General features: G+C 61.2%; 14 protein-coding genes and 1 tRNA gene. 11 read left to right on the top strand and 4 right to left on the bottom strand.

Annotated features, from left to right (window positions below; translation table 11 throughout):
* Positions 1-137: 137 nt before the first annotated feature.
* From BUB62_RS14560 to BUB62_RS14535, 6 genes are all read left to right on the top strand, one after another.
* The gene (locus BUB62_RS14560; RefSeq protein WP_073111262.1) at positions 138-716 is read left to right on the top strand and encodes a hypothetical protein; all 579 of its coding nucleotides are present in this window, start codon (positions 138-140) and stop codon (positions 714-716) included.
* A gap of 194 nt (positions 717-910) precedes the next feature.
* A complete protein-coding gene (locus BUB62_RS14555) occupies positions 911-1,261 on the top strand; it encodes a hypothetical protein (protein ID WP_073111261.1) in 351 nt (116 codons plus the stop codon).
* A 17-nt stretch (positions 1,262-1,278) separates the two neighbouring features.
* On the top strand, positions 1,279-1,650 hold the full coding sequence (locus BUB62_RS14550) for a hypothetical protein (protein WP_073111260.1): 372 nt from the start codon (positions 1,279-1,281) through the stop codon (positions 1,648-1,650).
* 162 nt (positions 1,651-1,812) lie between these two features.
* Positions 1,813-3,795 carry an AAA domain-containing protein gene (locus BUB62_RS14545; RefSeq protein ID WP_084539087.1) on the top strand — a complete coding sequence of 661 codons (1,983 nt, stop codon included), beginning with the start codon at positions 1,813-1,815 and terminating at the stop codon, positions 3,793-3,795.
* Positions 3,796-4,091: 296 nt separating this feature from the next.
* A complete protein-coding gene (locus BUB62_RS14540) occupies positions 4,092-4,607 on the top strand; it encodes an FKBP-type peptidyl-prolyl cis-trans isomerase (RefSeq protein WP_073111258.1) in 516 nt (171 codons plus the stop codon).
* Positions 4,608-4,765: 158 nt separating this feature from the next.
* Positions 4,766-5,197: a lipocalin-like domain-containing protein gene (locus BUB62_RS14535; RefSeq protein ID WP_143164192.1), complete on the top strand. Its 432-nt coding sequence runs from the start codon at positions 4,766-4,768 to the stop codon at positions 5,195-5,197.
* Between the two features lie 558 nt (positions 5,198-5,755).
* Here BUB62_RS14535 and BUB62_RS18770 read toward each other — a convergent pair.
* Entirely contained in the window at positions 5,756-6,364 is a 609-nt protein-coding gene (locus tag BUB62_RS18770) for an acyl carrier protein phosphodiesterase (RefSeq protein ID WP_073111254.1), read from the bottom strand.
* Positions 6,365-6,509: 145 nt separating this feature from the next.
* Between BUB62_RS18770 and BUB62_RS14520 the strand changes: the two genes are divergently transcribed.
* A complete protein-coding gene (locus tag BUB62_RS14520) occupies positions 6,510-7,022 on the top strand; it encodes a pyridoxamine 5'-phosphate oxidase family protein (RefSeq protein ID WP_073111252.1) in 513 nt (170 codons plus the stop codon).
* Positions 7,023-7,288: 266 nt separating this feature from the next.
* Complete coding sequence (locus tag BUB62_RS14515; protein ID WP_073111250.1) at positions 7,289-7,987, top strand: spheroidene monooxygenase; 699 nt, start codon at positions 7,289-7,291, stop codon at positions 7,985-7,987.
* A 123-nt stretch (positions 7,988-8,110) separates the two neighbouring features.
* Here the strand turns inward: BUB62_RS14515 and BUB62_RS14510 are convergent.
* The 3 genes from BUB62_RS14510 to BUB62_RS14500 form a co-directional block, all read right to left on the bottom strand.
* Positions 8,111-8,183 (bottom strand) — tRNA-Thr (locus tag BUB62_RS14510).
* 239 nt (positions 8,184-8,422) lie between these two features.
* The gene (locus BUB62_RS14505; RefSeq protein WP_073111248.1) at positions 8,423-10,882 is read right to left on the bottom strand and encodes a DUF349 domain-containing protein; all 2,460 of its coding nucleotides are present in this window, start codon (positions 10,880-10,882) and stop codon (positions 8,423-8,425) included.
* 60 nt (positions 10,883-10,942) lie between these two features.
* Positions 10,943-11,509 (bottom strand): YqgE/AlgH family protein, encoded by a 567-nt coding sequence (locus tag BUB62_RS14500; RefSeq protein WP_073111246.1) that lies wholly within the window; start codon positions 11,507-11,509, stop codon positions 10,943-10,945.
* Between the two features lie 227 nt (positions 11,510-11,736).
* On the opposite strand from BUB62_RS14500, the gene pdxH reads away from it, so the two are divergent.
* From pdxH to BUB62_RS14485, 3 genes are all read left to right on the top strand, one after another.
* Positions 11,737-12,387 (top strand): pyridoxamine 5'-phosphate oxidase, encoded by a 651-nt coding sequence (gene pdxH / locus BUB62_RS14495; RefSeq protein ID WP_073111244.1) that lies wholly within the window; start codon positions 11,737-11,739, stop codon positions 12,385-12,387.
* A gap of 126 nt (positions 12,388-12,513) precedes the next feature.
* Positions 12,514-13,836 (top strand): DUF1015 domain-containing protein, encoded by a 1,323-nt coding sequence (locus BUB62_RS14490; RefSeq protein ID WP_073111242.1) that lies wholly within the window; start codon positions 12,514-12,516, stop codon positions 13,834-13,836.
* Positions 13,802-14,383 carry a Maf family nucleotide pyrophosphatase gene (locus BUB62_RS14485; protein ID WP_073111240.1) on the top strand — a complete coding sequence of 194 codons (582 nt, stop codon included), beginning with the start codon at positions 13,802-13,804 and terminating at the stop codon, positions 14,381-14,383. Before BUB62_RS14490 ends, BUB62_RS14485 begins: the two co-directional genes overlap by 35 nt.
* The last annotated feature ends 26 nt before the right edge of the window (positions 14,384-14,409 follow it).

The raw sequence follows: 14,409 nt of genomic DNA, 5'->3' as shown, positions 1-14,409 counted from the left end.
CCAACCCCTCCCCAAAAGGGAGGGGCTTTAGCTTTAGAAGCTAAACCATTAGAAAGCTAATGTTAGAGCCCCTCCCTTTTGGGGAGGGGTTGGGGAGGGGTCCAACTCCCCGCGCCGATTCGCCGTTACTTTGCCCCATGATGAAGCGTATTTTCCCCGTTCTGCTGCTCTTTTCCGCCCTAGCCGCTCACGCCCAGGCCCCCGCCACCCCCGCCCAACCCGACCCGCTGGCTCCGCTGATTCAGGAGCGTGGCCGCATGGTGCAGGCCTATGAGGATGCCAACGCCCAGCGCAACAGCCTGTTCGGCAACAAGCCTTCCAAAAAAGACCTCCAGGAAGTGGTGGACGTGCTCAAGGCCATCATCCGCAAGGACACCGAAATCGTACAGGCGCTGAAGGAATCGTCCATTCGGCGCACGGCCAGCATCGTGGCCGAAAAAACCCAGGCCGAGCAGCAAATCACCGTCGCCCGCGGCGACCAGTCGATGACCCGCGAGAAGTTTTACGACCTGGAAAACCAGATTCAAAACCTGCAGATCCGCGACAAGCAGCGCGAGAAGAAGCTGGCCGAGGCCCAAGCTACGGCCCAGGAAGCCGCTGAGGCCCGCACCAGCCGCGAATTGTTGGCTACAGCCCTGGCCGTGCTCTGCGCGGGGTTGCTGTGGTATATTTACAAGCTGCGCGGGCAGGTGCGCCCTGTTCGCGGCCGTCGGTAACGCTGGCGCTAGAACGGTCATGCTTGATCTGGCTTCCGCTTGCCAAAGCATCTTGCGTGGTCCGTTGCTAGATTATCTGTCATCCTGAGCTTGCGAAGGACCTTATGCCAGTTGAACGAGTCATTATTACGATAGTCGTTCGACTGGCATAAGGTCCTTCGCAAGCTTAGGATGACAATACCATTGCTTCCACCATGCTCATCCCCGCCGCCCAATACCTGACCTACGCCGAGGCGGTGACCCTATACAACGAGCTGCTGAACGCGGAAATCACCGCCCTGGTCAAAACTTGCGGGCCGCCCTCCTTCCCTTTCGGCGACGGTATCTGGTATCAGCTGCTGATTGAGGAAGAAGCCGCCCCCGCGGCCCACGACCTGGTGGCGGCCTTCGAGGCCCGCCGCGCCACCGTAGCGGTGCTGCGCTGCCCCCGCTGCCAAAGCCCCGACACCGCGCCGGTGCCCCGGCCCACGCTCTGGCAGCGGCTCTACTACGCCGGCACCACCCTACACCAGTGCGCCGGCTGCGGCCGCCGGTTCGCAGCCTGATATTTCCCAAACCCTGCATGGAAAACACCTTCCCCTTTAAGATTTACCCGATTCCGGAGCACCTGCGCGTCGACGATGCGCTGTTCGGCATCACGGCCAACGTGGAATCGGCCCCGGCACTGGAGGGGTATTTCTACCTGTTTGAAAAGTACGGCTTCGGCGGTGGTGGCCCTTCGTGGGAAGAACACATCAGCACTATTCTGGAAGAAGAAGCGCCCGAGCTACTCGACCACCTGACCGGCTATTCCACCGCCGCCCGCCTGCTGTTCTACGCCGACTCGGAAGCCACCGTGCGGGCGTTTATGCGCGTCATTTTGCCCATTTTCGCCGATCTGGGGAAGCTCAATAAGTATTTCAGCCAGACCGATTCGAGCGACTTTTTCGAGTAGCTGGCTAAAGCTTGCCCTGTGATCCGGCGCAAATTCCTCAGCTTCTGACAGCAAAGCTGCTGAAAACCCAACGGCGCGCCCAGCTTTCGATTTTCTCCCCAACCTTCGGCCACCATTTCGCCGTTTCCGTTGTTATGACGGACCTAAATAACGCCTACCCTTTTGACAGAACAACCGACCTATACCGACCCTTATGCGCTGGAAAAAGAGCTGCGCAAGGTGCAGGCCCTCATGAAGCTCGAGCAGCAGGAGGACCTCGAACAGTTTAAAATCAAGAGTGCCCAGTCTACCATTGGCGAGCGGCAGAAGCGCGGCCTGACCTGGTATCCCGTCAAAATCACGAAGGAGGAAATCGGCTTCGGCGGCAAGCTAGTGCTCGAAATTGAGCGCCCGGCCAGCCAGAGCGGCCTGCACCTGTTTCAGGTGGGCAAAAACGCCGCCCTCTTCGGCAATATCCCCGGTCGCGCCGGCTCCGACCGCCCCACGCTCAGCGGGGTGATTACCAGCGTGAAGCGTAATAAAATCCTGCTGGCCACCACCAAAGAGGACCTGCCCGACTGGGTAGACGAGGGCAAGCTGGGCGTCGATCTGACCTTCGACGAGGTGAGCTACCGCGAGATGGAGTTTGCCCTGGGCAAGGTGATGGGCGCCTACGAAACCCGCCTGGCCGAACTGCGCGACGTGCTGCTGGGAGCCAAGCCCGCCCGTTACCGCGACGAATCCGAAGCCACGCTCTACTACCCCAGCCCTCTGAACGACTCTCAGCTGGCCGCCGTGCGCCACGTGCTGGCGGCCAAGGACGTGGCCATCATTCACGGCCCGCCCGGCACCGGCAAAACCACTACGCTGGTGCAGGCCATTCTGGAAACCATCCGGCGCGAGCGGCGCGTGCTGGTGTGCGCGCCTTCCAACACAGCCGTGGATCTGCTCACCGAAAAGCTGGCCGAGCGGGGCGTGAACGTGATACGGATGGGCAATCCTTCCCGCGTCTCGGACCTGCTGCTGCACCACACGCTCGATGCCCAGATTATGGAGCACAAGAGCTACGGCGAGCTGAAAGCCATGCGCCAGACCGCCGAGCAATACCGCGAGCAGGCCGGCAAATTCAAACGCCATTTCGGCTGGGAGGAGCGCGAGCAACGTCGCCTTTTGAAAGAGCAGGCCCACCTCATGCTCCAGGATTCCGACAACCTGGAGCGCTACATCACCGAGGACCTGCTGGATAAGGTGCAGGTGATTACGTGCACGCTGGTGGGGGCCTCCAACCGCGCCATCCGCCACCTAACCTACGAAACCGTGTTCATTGATGAGGCCGCCCAGGCCCTGGAGCCGGGCTGCTGGATTCCGATAACCAAGGCCAACCGCGTGGTGCTGGCCGGCGACCATCAGCAGCTGCCGCCCACGGTGAAAAGCGAAAAAGCAGCGCGCGAGGGGCTGCGCGAAACCTTGTTTGAAAAGTGCATTCAGCGCCAGCCGGATTCGGCCCGGATGCTGGAAATCCAGTACCGCATGCACGAGCAGATTATGGAGTTCAGCTCGGAGCAGTTCTACGAGGGCCGCCTGAAAGCCGCGCCCACCGTGGCCCACGCCGACCTGCCCGCCTACGACCTGCGCTTTGCCCCCGACCTGCCGGTAGAGTTTCTCGACACCGCCGGCTTCGGCTTTCAGGAGCTGGGCATCGAGGAAAGCCGCTCCATCGCCAACCCCGAGGAAGCCGACCTGCTGCTGCGTCGCCTGGCCCAGCTTCTGGAGCCCTACGACGCGGCCGACCACGAGGAAGACCTGCTCACCATCGGCGTTATTGCCCCCTACCGCGCCCAGATCAACTACCTCCGCGACGCGGTAGAGGCCAACGACGAGCTGATGGGCCTCATGGAGCACCGCATGCTCAGCATTGGCACCGTCGACTCATTCCAGGGCCAGGAGCGCGACATCATCGCCATTACCCTTACCCGCTCCAACCCGCAGGGCGAAATTGGCTTTCTGAGCGACATCCGCCGCATGAACGTAGGCATGACCCGCGCCCGCAAAAAGCTCCTCATCGTCGGCGACTCCAGCACCCTGGGCGGCCACCCGTTCTACAAGGCTTTCCTCGACTACGTGGAAAGCATCGGCGCCTACCGCACGGCCTGGGAACTGCAGTAGAGACATTGGGGCCTCACCCCCGGCCCCTCTCCTTGGGAAGAGGGGAGCCACGGCGGCACGAACGGACAAAAGCCAACTGCTTTACAGCAGTTGGCTTTTGCGTTGTAGAATCAGCTCGAATCACCCTTGTGGTGGCGGGGGCGTCGGTTTTGGCCTCCGCCCCGCTTCGTTCGCGCCGCCGTGGCTCCCCTCTCCCCAAGGAGAGGGGCCGGGGGTGAGGTTTCGCCCTCTTTTCCGTAACTAGCCAGCCCAAACCCATTATTCACCCCAACCCGGACCCCGAAGTCCGCCCGATTATGGCCCAGATCAGCCCCAATAAAGTCGTCACCATCACCTACGATTTGAGCGTGACCGACGAAAACCAGGAAAAAGTATTGGTTGAATCGGCCGAGGCCGATGCGCCGATGGTATTTCTGTTTGGCCAGAGCGGCCTACCTGAAGAGTTTGAAAGCCAGCTCGACGGCAAAAAAGCCGGCGACTCATTCAAGTTTTCGCTCACCCCCGAGCAAGCCTACGGCGAATACGACCAGCAGGCCGTGGTCGATATCCCAAAGGACGTGTTCAAGGTCGATGGGCAGATTGACGAGGAAATGCTGCAGGAAGGCAACTTCCTGCCCATGGCCGACAACCAGGGCAACCACATGCAGGGCAAAGTCGTCGAAATCGGCTCCGATACCGTCAAGATGGACTTCAACCACCCGCTGGCCGGCATGGTGATGCACTTCGACGGCAAAGTAGCCGACGTGCGCGAAGCCACCCAGGAGGAGATGGACCACGGCCACGTGCATGGCGAAGGCGGGCACCATCACTAAATACGCACTACTTTCCAGGCACTCCGTCAAAGGCCGCAACCCGTTGTTCCAACAGCCGGTTGCGGCCTTTTTTGCTTTGCGAAAACATAAGCTGCCAACGTAAAAAAATGGCGACGATTGCTTTTATTTGCGCCATCTCTTTTCCCACAATTCATTCTATGTCCTTTTCTACCCTTTCTATTCGGGGCCTCATGTGGCTCCTGTTGTTTCCCGTACTTGCCCTGGCAGGCTGCTCTTCCAAAAAAGATGATCCGGCCCCACTACCCGGCCGCTGGACCCTAAGCACGATGCACGTAGTGGAGAAGGACGCCAACGGCCAGCTTCTACAGGACTACACGCTCACCGGTAAATCCGGCGACTACCTTCTCCTGACGGATGTGCTGTTTCAGGAATACAGCAACAGTCAGCTGAATTTTGAAATGCCGTATACCCGCGCCGTCAATATCCTTACGCTGAAAGCCCTGGTTGAGCATTTAAATCAGACGCGGGAAATCCGGGAATTAAGCGCGAGTAAGCTGGTACTGAGCTATGACCGCGCGGCCATTGTACAAGGCCAATCAGCCAAGATTGAAGCCACGTACACGCGCTGATAATTACACTTGCATCGGCAAAATAACCTATGAAAACGGGGCCCTGCGGCCCCGTTTTTTTGCTTCTCAATGTTACACTCAATGCCAGACCGACAATATTTGCGTGATACTAATTATAACAGTTAGCACTTCAAGAAAAAAAACATCCTGCACTTTTATAACTAAATCCATAAACTTTTCCCGTGTTGCATCATTCATTCCCCCTGCGGTTGTGTCGAAGACACTGCTTGCGACTCCAAAAAAATAATGACTCATTACTAGAGAAATACTCATCATAAGTAGCGTAGGCATTAATCCGGCATGCTTTATCACGGTATCATTCCAATGAAACAGCTTCAGTAACAGAATTAACACAACAAAGGCAATTAGCACAAACAATACTGGTTTAGCTCACTTATCTCGCTTCCTAAAAAAGAGGTATAGAGGAATATTTATAGACAACAACACAGCTGTGCAAGCAATTTTAATAAAAATATCAAACGTGCTTTTATGACGATATGTACATCAAACCCGATTTATATGATGGGGGCAAGTTACTGCATACGCTTCATTTTCTAGCTACTGTAGTAGCATACTGACCACTCCTGCCCGCAGTTCCGGCCAGAACTCCCGAAAATCCGCCTCATACGCTTCCACTTCTATCAGAAAAGCTGCCGCCCCGGCAGCCAGAATGGCCCCGTTGGGCACGCGGCGGCTCAGGCCCAGCAAGGCGCGGTTCAGGCCCTCGGGTCGGGCGTAGCCCGTCAGCCAGTCGTCGCGGCGCATGTACTGAAACATGTGCTGGAGGCGCTCGGGCAGTTCCTGGCGGCGGGCGTGCAGCAGCGCGTACATCCGCTGGGCGAAGGCGGGCAGCGGCTCGGCGGGGTGAAATTCGGCGAAGTCGCGGGCCAGCAGGTGGTCATAGCCGACATCGGCCACCACGCCGGCCCACTTGCCCAGGCCGGCCGCGCGCAGGCGGGCGGTGCTGCGGCGCACCACGGGGTGCGAATCGGTAAAGGAATCGATGAAGCGGTGCAGGCGGATGCCGCGCTGCACGGTGGCCGGGTACGCTTCCAGGGCGGCCCGGCCCCGCACGGCCTCGGCGGCAAAGTTGCCGACCACGATGTCATCGTAATCGGGGGTGGCGGCGGGCGAGCCGGAAAGCAGCAGGTGGGCGAGAAAGTTCATCAGTAGCGGGAAGTACGGCAAAACCGGAATGGCAGCCCAATGGTTAAGTTCAACCCGACGGGCCGGCCGGCCGTATGGCAAACTGGCCGCCCGCTGTTTTCGGGGGCCTTCTGTTCTGTCCCACTCCTTCCAAACACCCCAACTCATGTCCGATAAATCGCCCGTTACCAACGACCTGTCCAAGCTGCTCGACAAAATCAAGGACGTGCGCATTGCCATGCTCACCACCCAGGACCAGGACGGCAGCCTGCGCAGCCGCCCCATGTATACCCAGAAGCCTGACGGCAGCAGTGCCCTGGTTTTTCTGACCGATAAGGATTCGGCAAAGGTGTACGAAGTCAAAAAAGACAGCCACGTAAACCTGAGCTACGGCAACCCCGACAGCAACGTGTACGTGTCCGTTTCGGGCCGCGCCAACGCTTACCGCGACCAGGCCGAAATCGACAAGCTCTGGAGCGAGCCGCTGCGGGCCTGGTTTGCCAAGGGCAAAGACGACCCGAACATCATGATCCTGAAAATTGAAATCGACAAGGGCGAATACTGGGACACGCCCAGCAGCGTGCTCACCCAGGCCGTAGCCTACGTGAAAGCCCTGGCCACCGGCGAGCGGGCCACCTCCGACGACGTGAACGAGCACGCCAAAGTGAACGTGAAATAAGCGCAAACTTGCGTTTTGCGAACAGGGCCGGAAGCAGTTCCGGCCCTTTTTTGTTGTTTTGGCACTTATTGTTTTTAGGACTAAAAGCTAACTCCCCTCCTTTTTTCAAGGAGGGGTGGCCGAAGGCCGGGGTGGTAAGCTAGAGCTAGAAAGCTAAGGCTAGCCCGTCGTCCAACGATTGAACCACCCCTAGCCCCCGCCGCTTAATGCGCGGAATTTGAAAAAAGGAGGGTAACTAGCTTTTAGCATTTTAACTTTCTCCTGTTTTGCCCCTTACTACGCTCTCTATCATCACCCTTGCTCCCGGCCATGCCCGCTGGGCACTGGCGCAAATGGGCACCGCCCAACGGCCGTTGCGGCAGGTGCCGGGCCTGCGGTTTCAGAAGCTGCTGGGCAGCGGCGCGGGTGGTTTCGGGGCATTGCCCAATCTGAACCGCTACGGCTTTATGGCCGTGTGGGACTCCGCAACGGCGGCCGATACGTTTTTTGCCACCCATCCGCTCTGGCTGCACTACCAGCGCCGGGCCGCCGAAATCTGGAGGGTGCGCTTGGCCCCGCTGAAAGCGCACGGCCTCTGGGACGGGGAGAATCCGTTTGAATATGCCCGCGACACCCCCGTCACTGCGGGCCCCGTGGCCGTGCTCACCCGCGCCTCCATCCGGTGGTGGAAAGCGCCCCGCTTCTGGCGCTACGTGGCTCCTACCAGCGCCACTGTGGCCCACGCGCCGGGCGTGCGGGCCGCCATCGGCCTGGGCGAGCTGCCGATAGTGCGGCAGGCTACGTTCAGCGTCTGGGAGTCGGGGCAGGCCATGCAGGACTATGCCTACCGCAGCGAAAAGCACAAAGAAGTTATCCGCCTCACCCGCCAGGAGCAGTGGTACGGTGAGGAGCTGTTCGCCCGCTTTCGGGTGCTGTCCAGTCAGGGCACATTAGATGGAAAAGACCCGCTGCAGGGCCTGCTGTAGAGCGGTGCAAACCCAAAGTACAGAAGTGCAAAAGCTACCGAATTAGGTAGCTGCTCAAGCCACAACCTGCACTAAAAAACCCCGTTACTGAATCAGAAACGGGGTTTTTTAACGGTAAAAATGAGCCTCCTGCCGGGATCGAACCAGCGACCTACTGATTACAAGTCAGTTGCTCTACCAGCTGAGCTAAGGAGGCGAATTGGTGGTGCAAAACTAGCCATCCGGATGGAATCTGCAATCAGTAAAGGGATATTTTTTCGTTTTTCAATTGGCTTGCCCTCGTTGCCGGCCCTCGAATATCGCCGTAATGTCTTACGGCAAGGACGTTTTTTGACTGAATCAAAGCCAGTTGTGAAACCAATGCCCCAGCCGACGAACCCAATAAAAAAAGGCATCCCAACGGATGCCTTTTTTTGATTTTTTACCTGACTACTGCTAGCTGCGCACTATTTTCAGCTGGCGCTTCAGGCCCTCAATGCGGGTTTTGGCCTCGTCGATGCGGCCCTGGTACTCCTCGCGCAGCTGGCTGGCGTTTTTGGAGCGGGCGAAGAACTCTAGGTTGGTTTGCAGCGTGGCGATGTCGTTTTCCAGCTCGTTGATGTCGCGGCGCAGGGTCTGCTCCCTCTTGTAGAGCGCCTGCTGCGAGTCGGGGCTCGACTTGAGGCGCTCGACCTGCAGCTGAAACAGCAGATCCGTGCGCTCGGCGTATGACAGGCCGGGCACCGCGTCCAGGTACTTACCCATCAGCGACTGGAATTTCTCCTCGGCCCGCTCCGAAGCACCCCGCGCCCCGCCGGCTGCGCCATCGAAGGCGCGCCAGTCGGCTACGTGCTGCTGGAAGCCGGCCAGCGTTCCGGGTTCATCGGTAGTGAGGGCGGCCACGGCCTCGGCCACCCGGTCGAGGTGCGTGGCCTGCTCCTGCGACACCTGCTGAGCCTGCTGCACACGCTGCTTGGCCTCTTCGTTTTTGCGCTCAAAGAACCCGTCGCAGGCCGTGCGGAAGCGGTTCCAGACCTTATCCGACTGCTTTTCCGGTACGCGGCCGATGAGCTTCCACTCCTTCTGCAGCCGAATTACGATTTCGCGGCCCTCTTCCCAGTTAGGATTCACCAGGGCGGCCTCGGCCTGCTCGCACAGTTCCAACTTGCGCTTCAGGTTGGCATTTTTCTCCTCGTCCAGGGATTTGAAGAACTGGTTTTTGCGCTGGAAAAAGCCCTTGTAAGCGCCCCAGAACTGCTTGTTAAGCTGCTCGGCTTTGTCGCGGGGCACCAGGCCGGCGGCATCCCATTCTTCTTTCAGCTTCTGCAGCTCATCGGTTTTGGCGCGCCACTCATTCACGCGCTCCGTCTCGAACTCGGCGTAGGGCTTGATCTGCTCCAGAATAGCCGTTTTGCGGGTCAGGTTGGCCGTTTCCTGGGCCGTGCGGGCGTTCAGGAATTCTTTTTTGCGGTCATGAATGACTTCCGAAGCGGCCAGAAAGCGGTTCCAGATTGGGTCGCGCTGCTCGTTGGGCACGGGGCCGATGTGCTTCCAGTCTTCGTGCAACTGGCGCAACTCCTGCAGCGCTTTATTGATGCTGGGCTGCTGGGCCAGGGCCTCGGCGCGCTGCACCAGCCCTTCCTTGGCCTCCAGGTTGCGCCGCCGGTCCAGCTCCTTCATTTCGAAGAACAGGCCGCGGTTGTTGTAATACATGTCCAGCAGCGCGTGGTAGCTGTTCCACAACTCCTGCGCGTCTTTCTGGGGCACGGGGCCGGTGGCTTTCCAGTCGGTTTGCAGCGTTTTGATGCGCACCGAGCTGTCCTTGGTTTCGGCCGACTCTATCAATTGTCGCAACTGCGAGAGCAAATACTGCTTGTGGGCCAGGTTCTTGGCGCGGTTCTCATCCTCGGCCTTCGCGTCGCGGGCGCGGCTTTCGCGGAATTCCTGCAGGGCTTTGGTCAGCTCGGCGTGGCCCTCGGGGCCGGTGTAAGCGAAGTCGTCGCCCTCGCCGCCCTGCTCCGTGAAGCGCTGGCGAGCCGCGGTGCGGTCGGCGCTGATGGCGGTTTCGTACTGGCGGTGCAGGTCGAAGATCTGCTTGCGGTTCTGGCGGGCATCGGCGCGGCGCAGCAGGGCCAGCAGGTGCGCGGCCTGGCTGGGCAAATCGAGGTGAGCGAAGTCGGGCGCGGGCGTTTCGGGCACGTACTCTTCTTCCTCTTCCGTAGCGGAAAAAGCCGCGGCCTCCGCGGCAGCTTCGGTAGCCGACGCATTGGCCGACGTGGGCAGCGAGGCTACGGCCAGCGGGGCCGCGTCGATATCCTCGGCGGTTTTCAGCGGGAAAGCCGTGGCGGGCTCCACGCCTTCCGTGTGCGACGGCGCGGGGGCATCGGCACTGGGCAGCGCTTCCGGCTCGGGAGTGAAAGAGGCGGCGGCCGTAGCCGGCATTTCAGCGGCAGGAAGGGCTTCAGGCTCCACGCTGATCGGCATAGCGGCGCTGGCGGGCTGGGCGGCGGCTTCGGCGGCGTGGGCGCTTTCCACGCCTGGGTTACTGCTGCCGTAATGGTCTTCGGCGCGGGCCAGCGGCTCCGAAACCGCAGGCTCCGGGATGGACGCGCTGATAGGCTCAGCGGCTGGCGTGGCATCGGCCGAAGCTTCAGCGGTGCCAGCTCCGGCGGGCTCGCCGGGGGCAGTGGCGGCACCTTGGGCCGGGCGCTCCGTTATTTCGTCGGTGGTGGTAGAGGCAATAGTGGCTTCGGCGGCCGAATCGGGGGCAGGCGTAGCGGGCGTGGGCTGGGCGGGGGCCGCCGCCGCGGGCTGGCGCGACTGAATTTCGGCCAGGCGGCGCTCCAGGATGCTCATCGGCGACTCCTCGGGCTGTTCGGACTGGTTGGGGGCGGCGTTATCGTTTTCGGGTAGCATAGATCAAAGGAGAAAGGCCGCGAAAAAACGGCAGTGGAGGCGCGAAGGCGAAAGAATACGTCAGTTGAGGCGAGGGTCCGTGGGGTAGTTGGACAGGACGCGGAAGCGGCCGCCTTTTTCGCGCAGAATCGCGCGCCAAAAGGCATCATTATCCAAAGTAAATACTTTCCCGGCAGCATTAGGATGCACTATCCAAACATTTTCCTTGACTTCCTCTCCCAGCTGCCCCGCCGTCCAGCCCGAATAGCCCACATACAGGCGTACATCGTCGGGGCCCAGCTCGCCGCTGAGCAGCAGGCCGAGCAGCACACCGAAGTCGCCGCCCCAGTACACCTGCTGGCCCAGATCCACGGCGTGCGGGATGTCGGGGCGGTGGTGCAGGTAGTGCAGCGTATCGGGCTGCACGGGGCCGCCCAGGCCCAGCGGCAGGCCGGCCGCGGGCGAGGCATCGCCGCCGGGCAGCTCCAGCACGTCGCCCAGGCGCAGGGTGGAGTCGCGGTTCAGGACCAGCCCAAAAGAGCCCTCCTCGTCCGAATGGCGGCACATCAGCACCACGGTCCGCTCGAAGTTGGGGTCGCCCAGAAAGGGCTGGGAAATCAGCAAACTACCGTCGCGGAGCCGGGGCATAACAAAGGAAGGCTAGAAATGAGAAATGCGGGGGCGGGGCGCCAGCTGGTCGGGCAGCCGGCTGATCAGAACAGAAAGCCGCGGGATTGGGTTGTCGGGCGGGCCGGAATATCCTTACGTTCGCGGCCAACGGTTGGGTTCCCTCGCCTGCCCTCATTGTGTTACCTTGCGGCCCGAATTGCCGGGCGGGCTTCCCTTCCGCTTTCATCGCTCCTATTCAACCAAGCATGACTGACCAACAGCTGGCCGACCTGCGCCAGACCTACGCTCAACGGACGCTTTCCGAAACCGACGTGCTGCCCGCCGCCGTGGCCCAGTTCCGGGTGTGGCTCGACGAAGCCCTGCAGGCCCGCCTCGACGAGCCCACCGCCATGACCCTGGCCACGGTGGACGAAACCGGCCAGCCTTCGGCGCGCATCGTGCTGCTGAAAGGGTTGCCCGACGACGATGGTTTTTTGTTTTACACCAACTACGACAGCCGCAAAGGCCACGATCTGGCCGCGCAGCCGCTGGCCGCCCTCACCTTTTTCTGGCCCGGCCTGGAGCGGCAGGTGCGCGTGGAGGGCCGGGTAGAAAAAGCCCCGGAAAGCCTCTCCACCGAATATTTTCAGAGCCGGCCGCACGGCAGCCAGGTGGGCGCTTGGGCCTCGCCGCAGAGCCAGCCCATCGGGAGCCGGCAGGAGCTGGAGCAGCGCGAGCAGGCCGTGGAGGCGCAGTTTGCGGGCCAGCAGCCGTTGCCCCGGCCCGCGCACTGGGGCGGCTACATTCTGCGCCCCCACCGCGTGGAGTTCTGGCAGGGCCGCCCCTCCCGCCTCCACGACCGGATTGTGTACGAGCGAACGGGCCAGACCTGGAAGCTGAGCCGCCTCGCGCCGTAGGCAATGCTGAGTTTTGAGTGTTGAATGGTGAATGAATGGCAGGCGCAGGCACTCATCTTCTTCAGCATCTCAACTTAATTATCCCGGGCCATTCAACATTTAAAATTCAAAATTCAACCTTTCTTAGTGGCTGAAATTCAACCTGTTCGTGGCTGGCGCTATAATACCGAGCTGAGTGCGCGGATTGATGAGTATGTGTCGCCGCTGTTTGATGTGGTGTCAGAGAAGCAGCGGGAGGCGCTGTACCGCAATCCGCTGAACAGCATTCATTTGTCGGTGCCGCGGGGTGAGGATGCGGCCGGCGCGGCGCTGGAGCGGCTCACGGAGTGGCAAAAAACGGGCGTGCTGCGGCAGGACGAGCTGCCGGGCATCTATGCCTACTACCAGTATTTCCGGCTGCCGGGCAGTCCGCGCGAATACTGCCGCAAGGGCTTCATGTGCCACATCCGGGCCTACGACTGGGCCGAAAACGTGGTACTGCGCCACGAAAACACGCTGCCCGCCGCCGTAAACGACCGCGCCGAGCTGCTGGCCCGCACCCAGTTTGAAACCAGCGCCACCCACGGCCTCTACCGCGACGACAATTTTGAGCTGGAGCGCTACCTCGACGAGGCCATCCAGAGCCCGCTCTACGAAACGGAGGAAGACTACCAGGGCGCGCGCGACGTGCTGGCCGTGATTCAGGACGCGGCCGTGATCCGGCGGTTTCAGCAGCTGCTGGCCCCGCGCGAGGTGATTCTGGCCGACGGTCACCACCGCTACGAAGGCTCGCTGGCCTACCGGCAGGCCCGGCTGGCCGCCGACCCCGCCGCTACCGGCCGCGAGCCGTGGAACTTCCACCTGATGTACCTCACCAACGCCGCCGCCGACGACCTGCGCATTCTGCCCACCCACCGGCTACTGCTGGAGTTGCCCGGCCAGCTCACGGACGAGGAGTTTCTAAGCCGCCTGGAGCCGTATTTTACCGTGGTGCCCAAAGAAGATGCCTATGCCCTGCCCGAGCTGCTGGCCGGCAAGCAGTGGGCTTTCGGGCTGTATCTGAGCGGGCAAGCTTACAAGCTGCGCCTGCGGCCCGAGGTGCACGAGCAGCTGAGCTGGGACACGACTGAGGCGGTAAAGGCGCTGGATCTGACGGTGCTGCACTTCTTCGTGCTGGAAAAAGTGCTGGGCATCATCGGGCCCGACGCGCAGCGGGCCTGGCCGGGCGTGGCCTACGTGCGCATCTTCCCCGAGTGCCTGAGCCGCGTAGACCGGGGCGAGGCCCGCGCCGCCTTCATCGTGAACGAGGTGACGATGGACGAGGTGGAGCGCGTGTGCCACTCCGGGGCCGTGATGCCGCCCAAATCGACGTTCTTTTACCCCAAAACCATCGGCGGCTTCCTTTTCACCTCCATCCGCGACGACGATTACGACCATGTCTTCCACTCCCCGTTTAATCCTGGCCTCTAACTCGCCGCGCCGCCGGCAGCTGCTCACCGAGCTGGGCCTTAGCTATGAAATCCGGCTGCGCGAGGTGGACGAAACGTATCCGCCCCACCTGCACCGGGCCGAAGTAGCCGAGTTTCTGGCCGCCCACAAAGCTGAGGCCTACCGCCCCGACCTGGCTCCCGACGAAGTGCTGCTGACCGCCGATACCATCGTGTGCCTCGACGACGACGTGCTCAACAAGCCCGCCGACGAAGCCGAAGCCCGCGCCATGCTCACCCGCCTGCAGGGCCGCGCCCACGACGTGTATACCGGCGTGTGCCTGCTGCACGGCGACGGCCGCCGTACCGTCTTCTCCGACCGGACGCAGGTGCATTTCCGCGCCCTCTCCCCCAGCGAAATCGACTTCTACGTGCGCACCTACCAGCCCCTGGACAAAGCCGGGGCCTACGGCGCGCAGGACTGGATCGGAATGGTGGCCGTAACGCGGCTGGAAGGCTCCTACTTCAACGTGATGGGCCTACCGGTGCACCGGGTATGGGAGGAGTTGCAGAAGTTTGGCGTCGGCTAAATGGCGTCGGGCCGCAGGCTGGTGGC

It is taken from the genome of Hymenobacter daecheongensis DSM 21074, from assembly GCF_900141805.1.
GTDB classification, from domain to species: Bacteria; Bacteroidota; Bacteroidia; order Cytophagales; family Hymenobacteraceae; genus Hymenobacter; species Hymenobacter daecheongensis.
The sequence above is the reverse complement of the archived record's forward strand: the minus strand, read 5'-3'. Positions and strand labels throughout refer to the sequence as shown.

What these genes read in the sequence shown, in the direction of transcription:
- BUB62_RS14560 (WP_073111262.1), top strand. Translation starts at nt 138, where the DNA reads ATGATGAAGCGTATTTTCCCCGTTCTGCTGCTCTTTTCCGCCCTAGCC.
- BUB62_RS14555 (WP_073111261.1), top strand. Translation starts at nt 911, where the DNA reads ATGCTCATCCCCGCCGCCCAATACCTGACCTACGCCGAGGCGGTGACC.
- BUB62_RS14550 (WP_073111260.1), top strand. Translation starts at nt 1,279, where the DNA reads ATGGAAAACACCTTCCCCTTTAAGATTTACCCGATTCCGGAGCACCTG.
- BUB62_RS14540 (WP_073111258.1), top strand. Translation starts at nt 4,092, where the DNA reads ATGGCCCAGATCAGCCCCAATAAAGTCGTCACCATCACCTACGATTTG.
- BUB62_RS14535 (WP_143164192.1), top strand. Translation starts at nt 4,766, where the DNA reads ATGTCCTTTTCTACCCTTTCTATTCGGGGCCTCATGTGGCTCCTGTTG.
- BUB62_RS18770 (WP_073111254.1), bottom strand. Translation starts at nt 6,364, where the DNA reads ATGAACTTTCTCGCCCACCTGCTGCTTTCCGGCTCGCCCGCCGCCACC.
- BUB62_RS14520 (WP_073111252.1), top strand. Translation starts at nt 6,510, where the DNA reads ATGTCCGATAAATCGCCCGTTACCAACGACCTGTCCAAGCTGCTCGAC.
- BUB62_RS14505 (WP_073111248.1), bottom strand. Translation starts at nt 10,882, where the DNA reads ATGCTACCCGAAAACGATAACGCCGCCCCCAACCAGTCCGAACAGCCC.
- BUB62_RS14500 (WP_073111246.1), bottom strand. Translation starts at nt 11,509, where the DNA reads ATGCCCCGGCTCCGCGACGGTAGTTTGCTGATTTCCCAGCCCTTTCTG.
- pdxH (WP_073111244.1), top strand. Translation starts at nt 11,737, where the DNA reads ATGACTGACCAACAGCTGGCCGACCTGCGCCAGACCTACGCTCAACGG.
- BUB62_RS14485 (WP_073111240.1), top strand. Translation starts at nt 13,802, where the DNA reads ATGTCTTCCACTCCCCGTTTAATCCTGGCCTCTAACTCGCCGCGCCGC.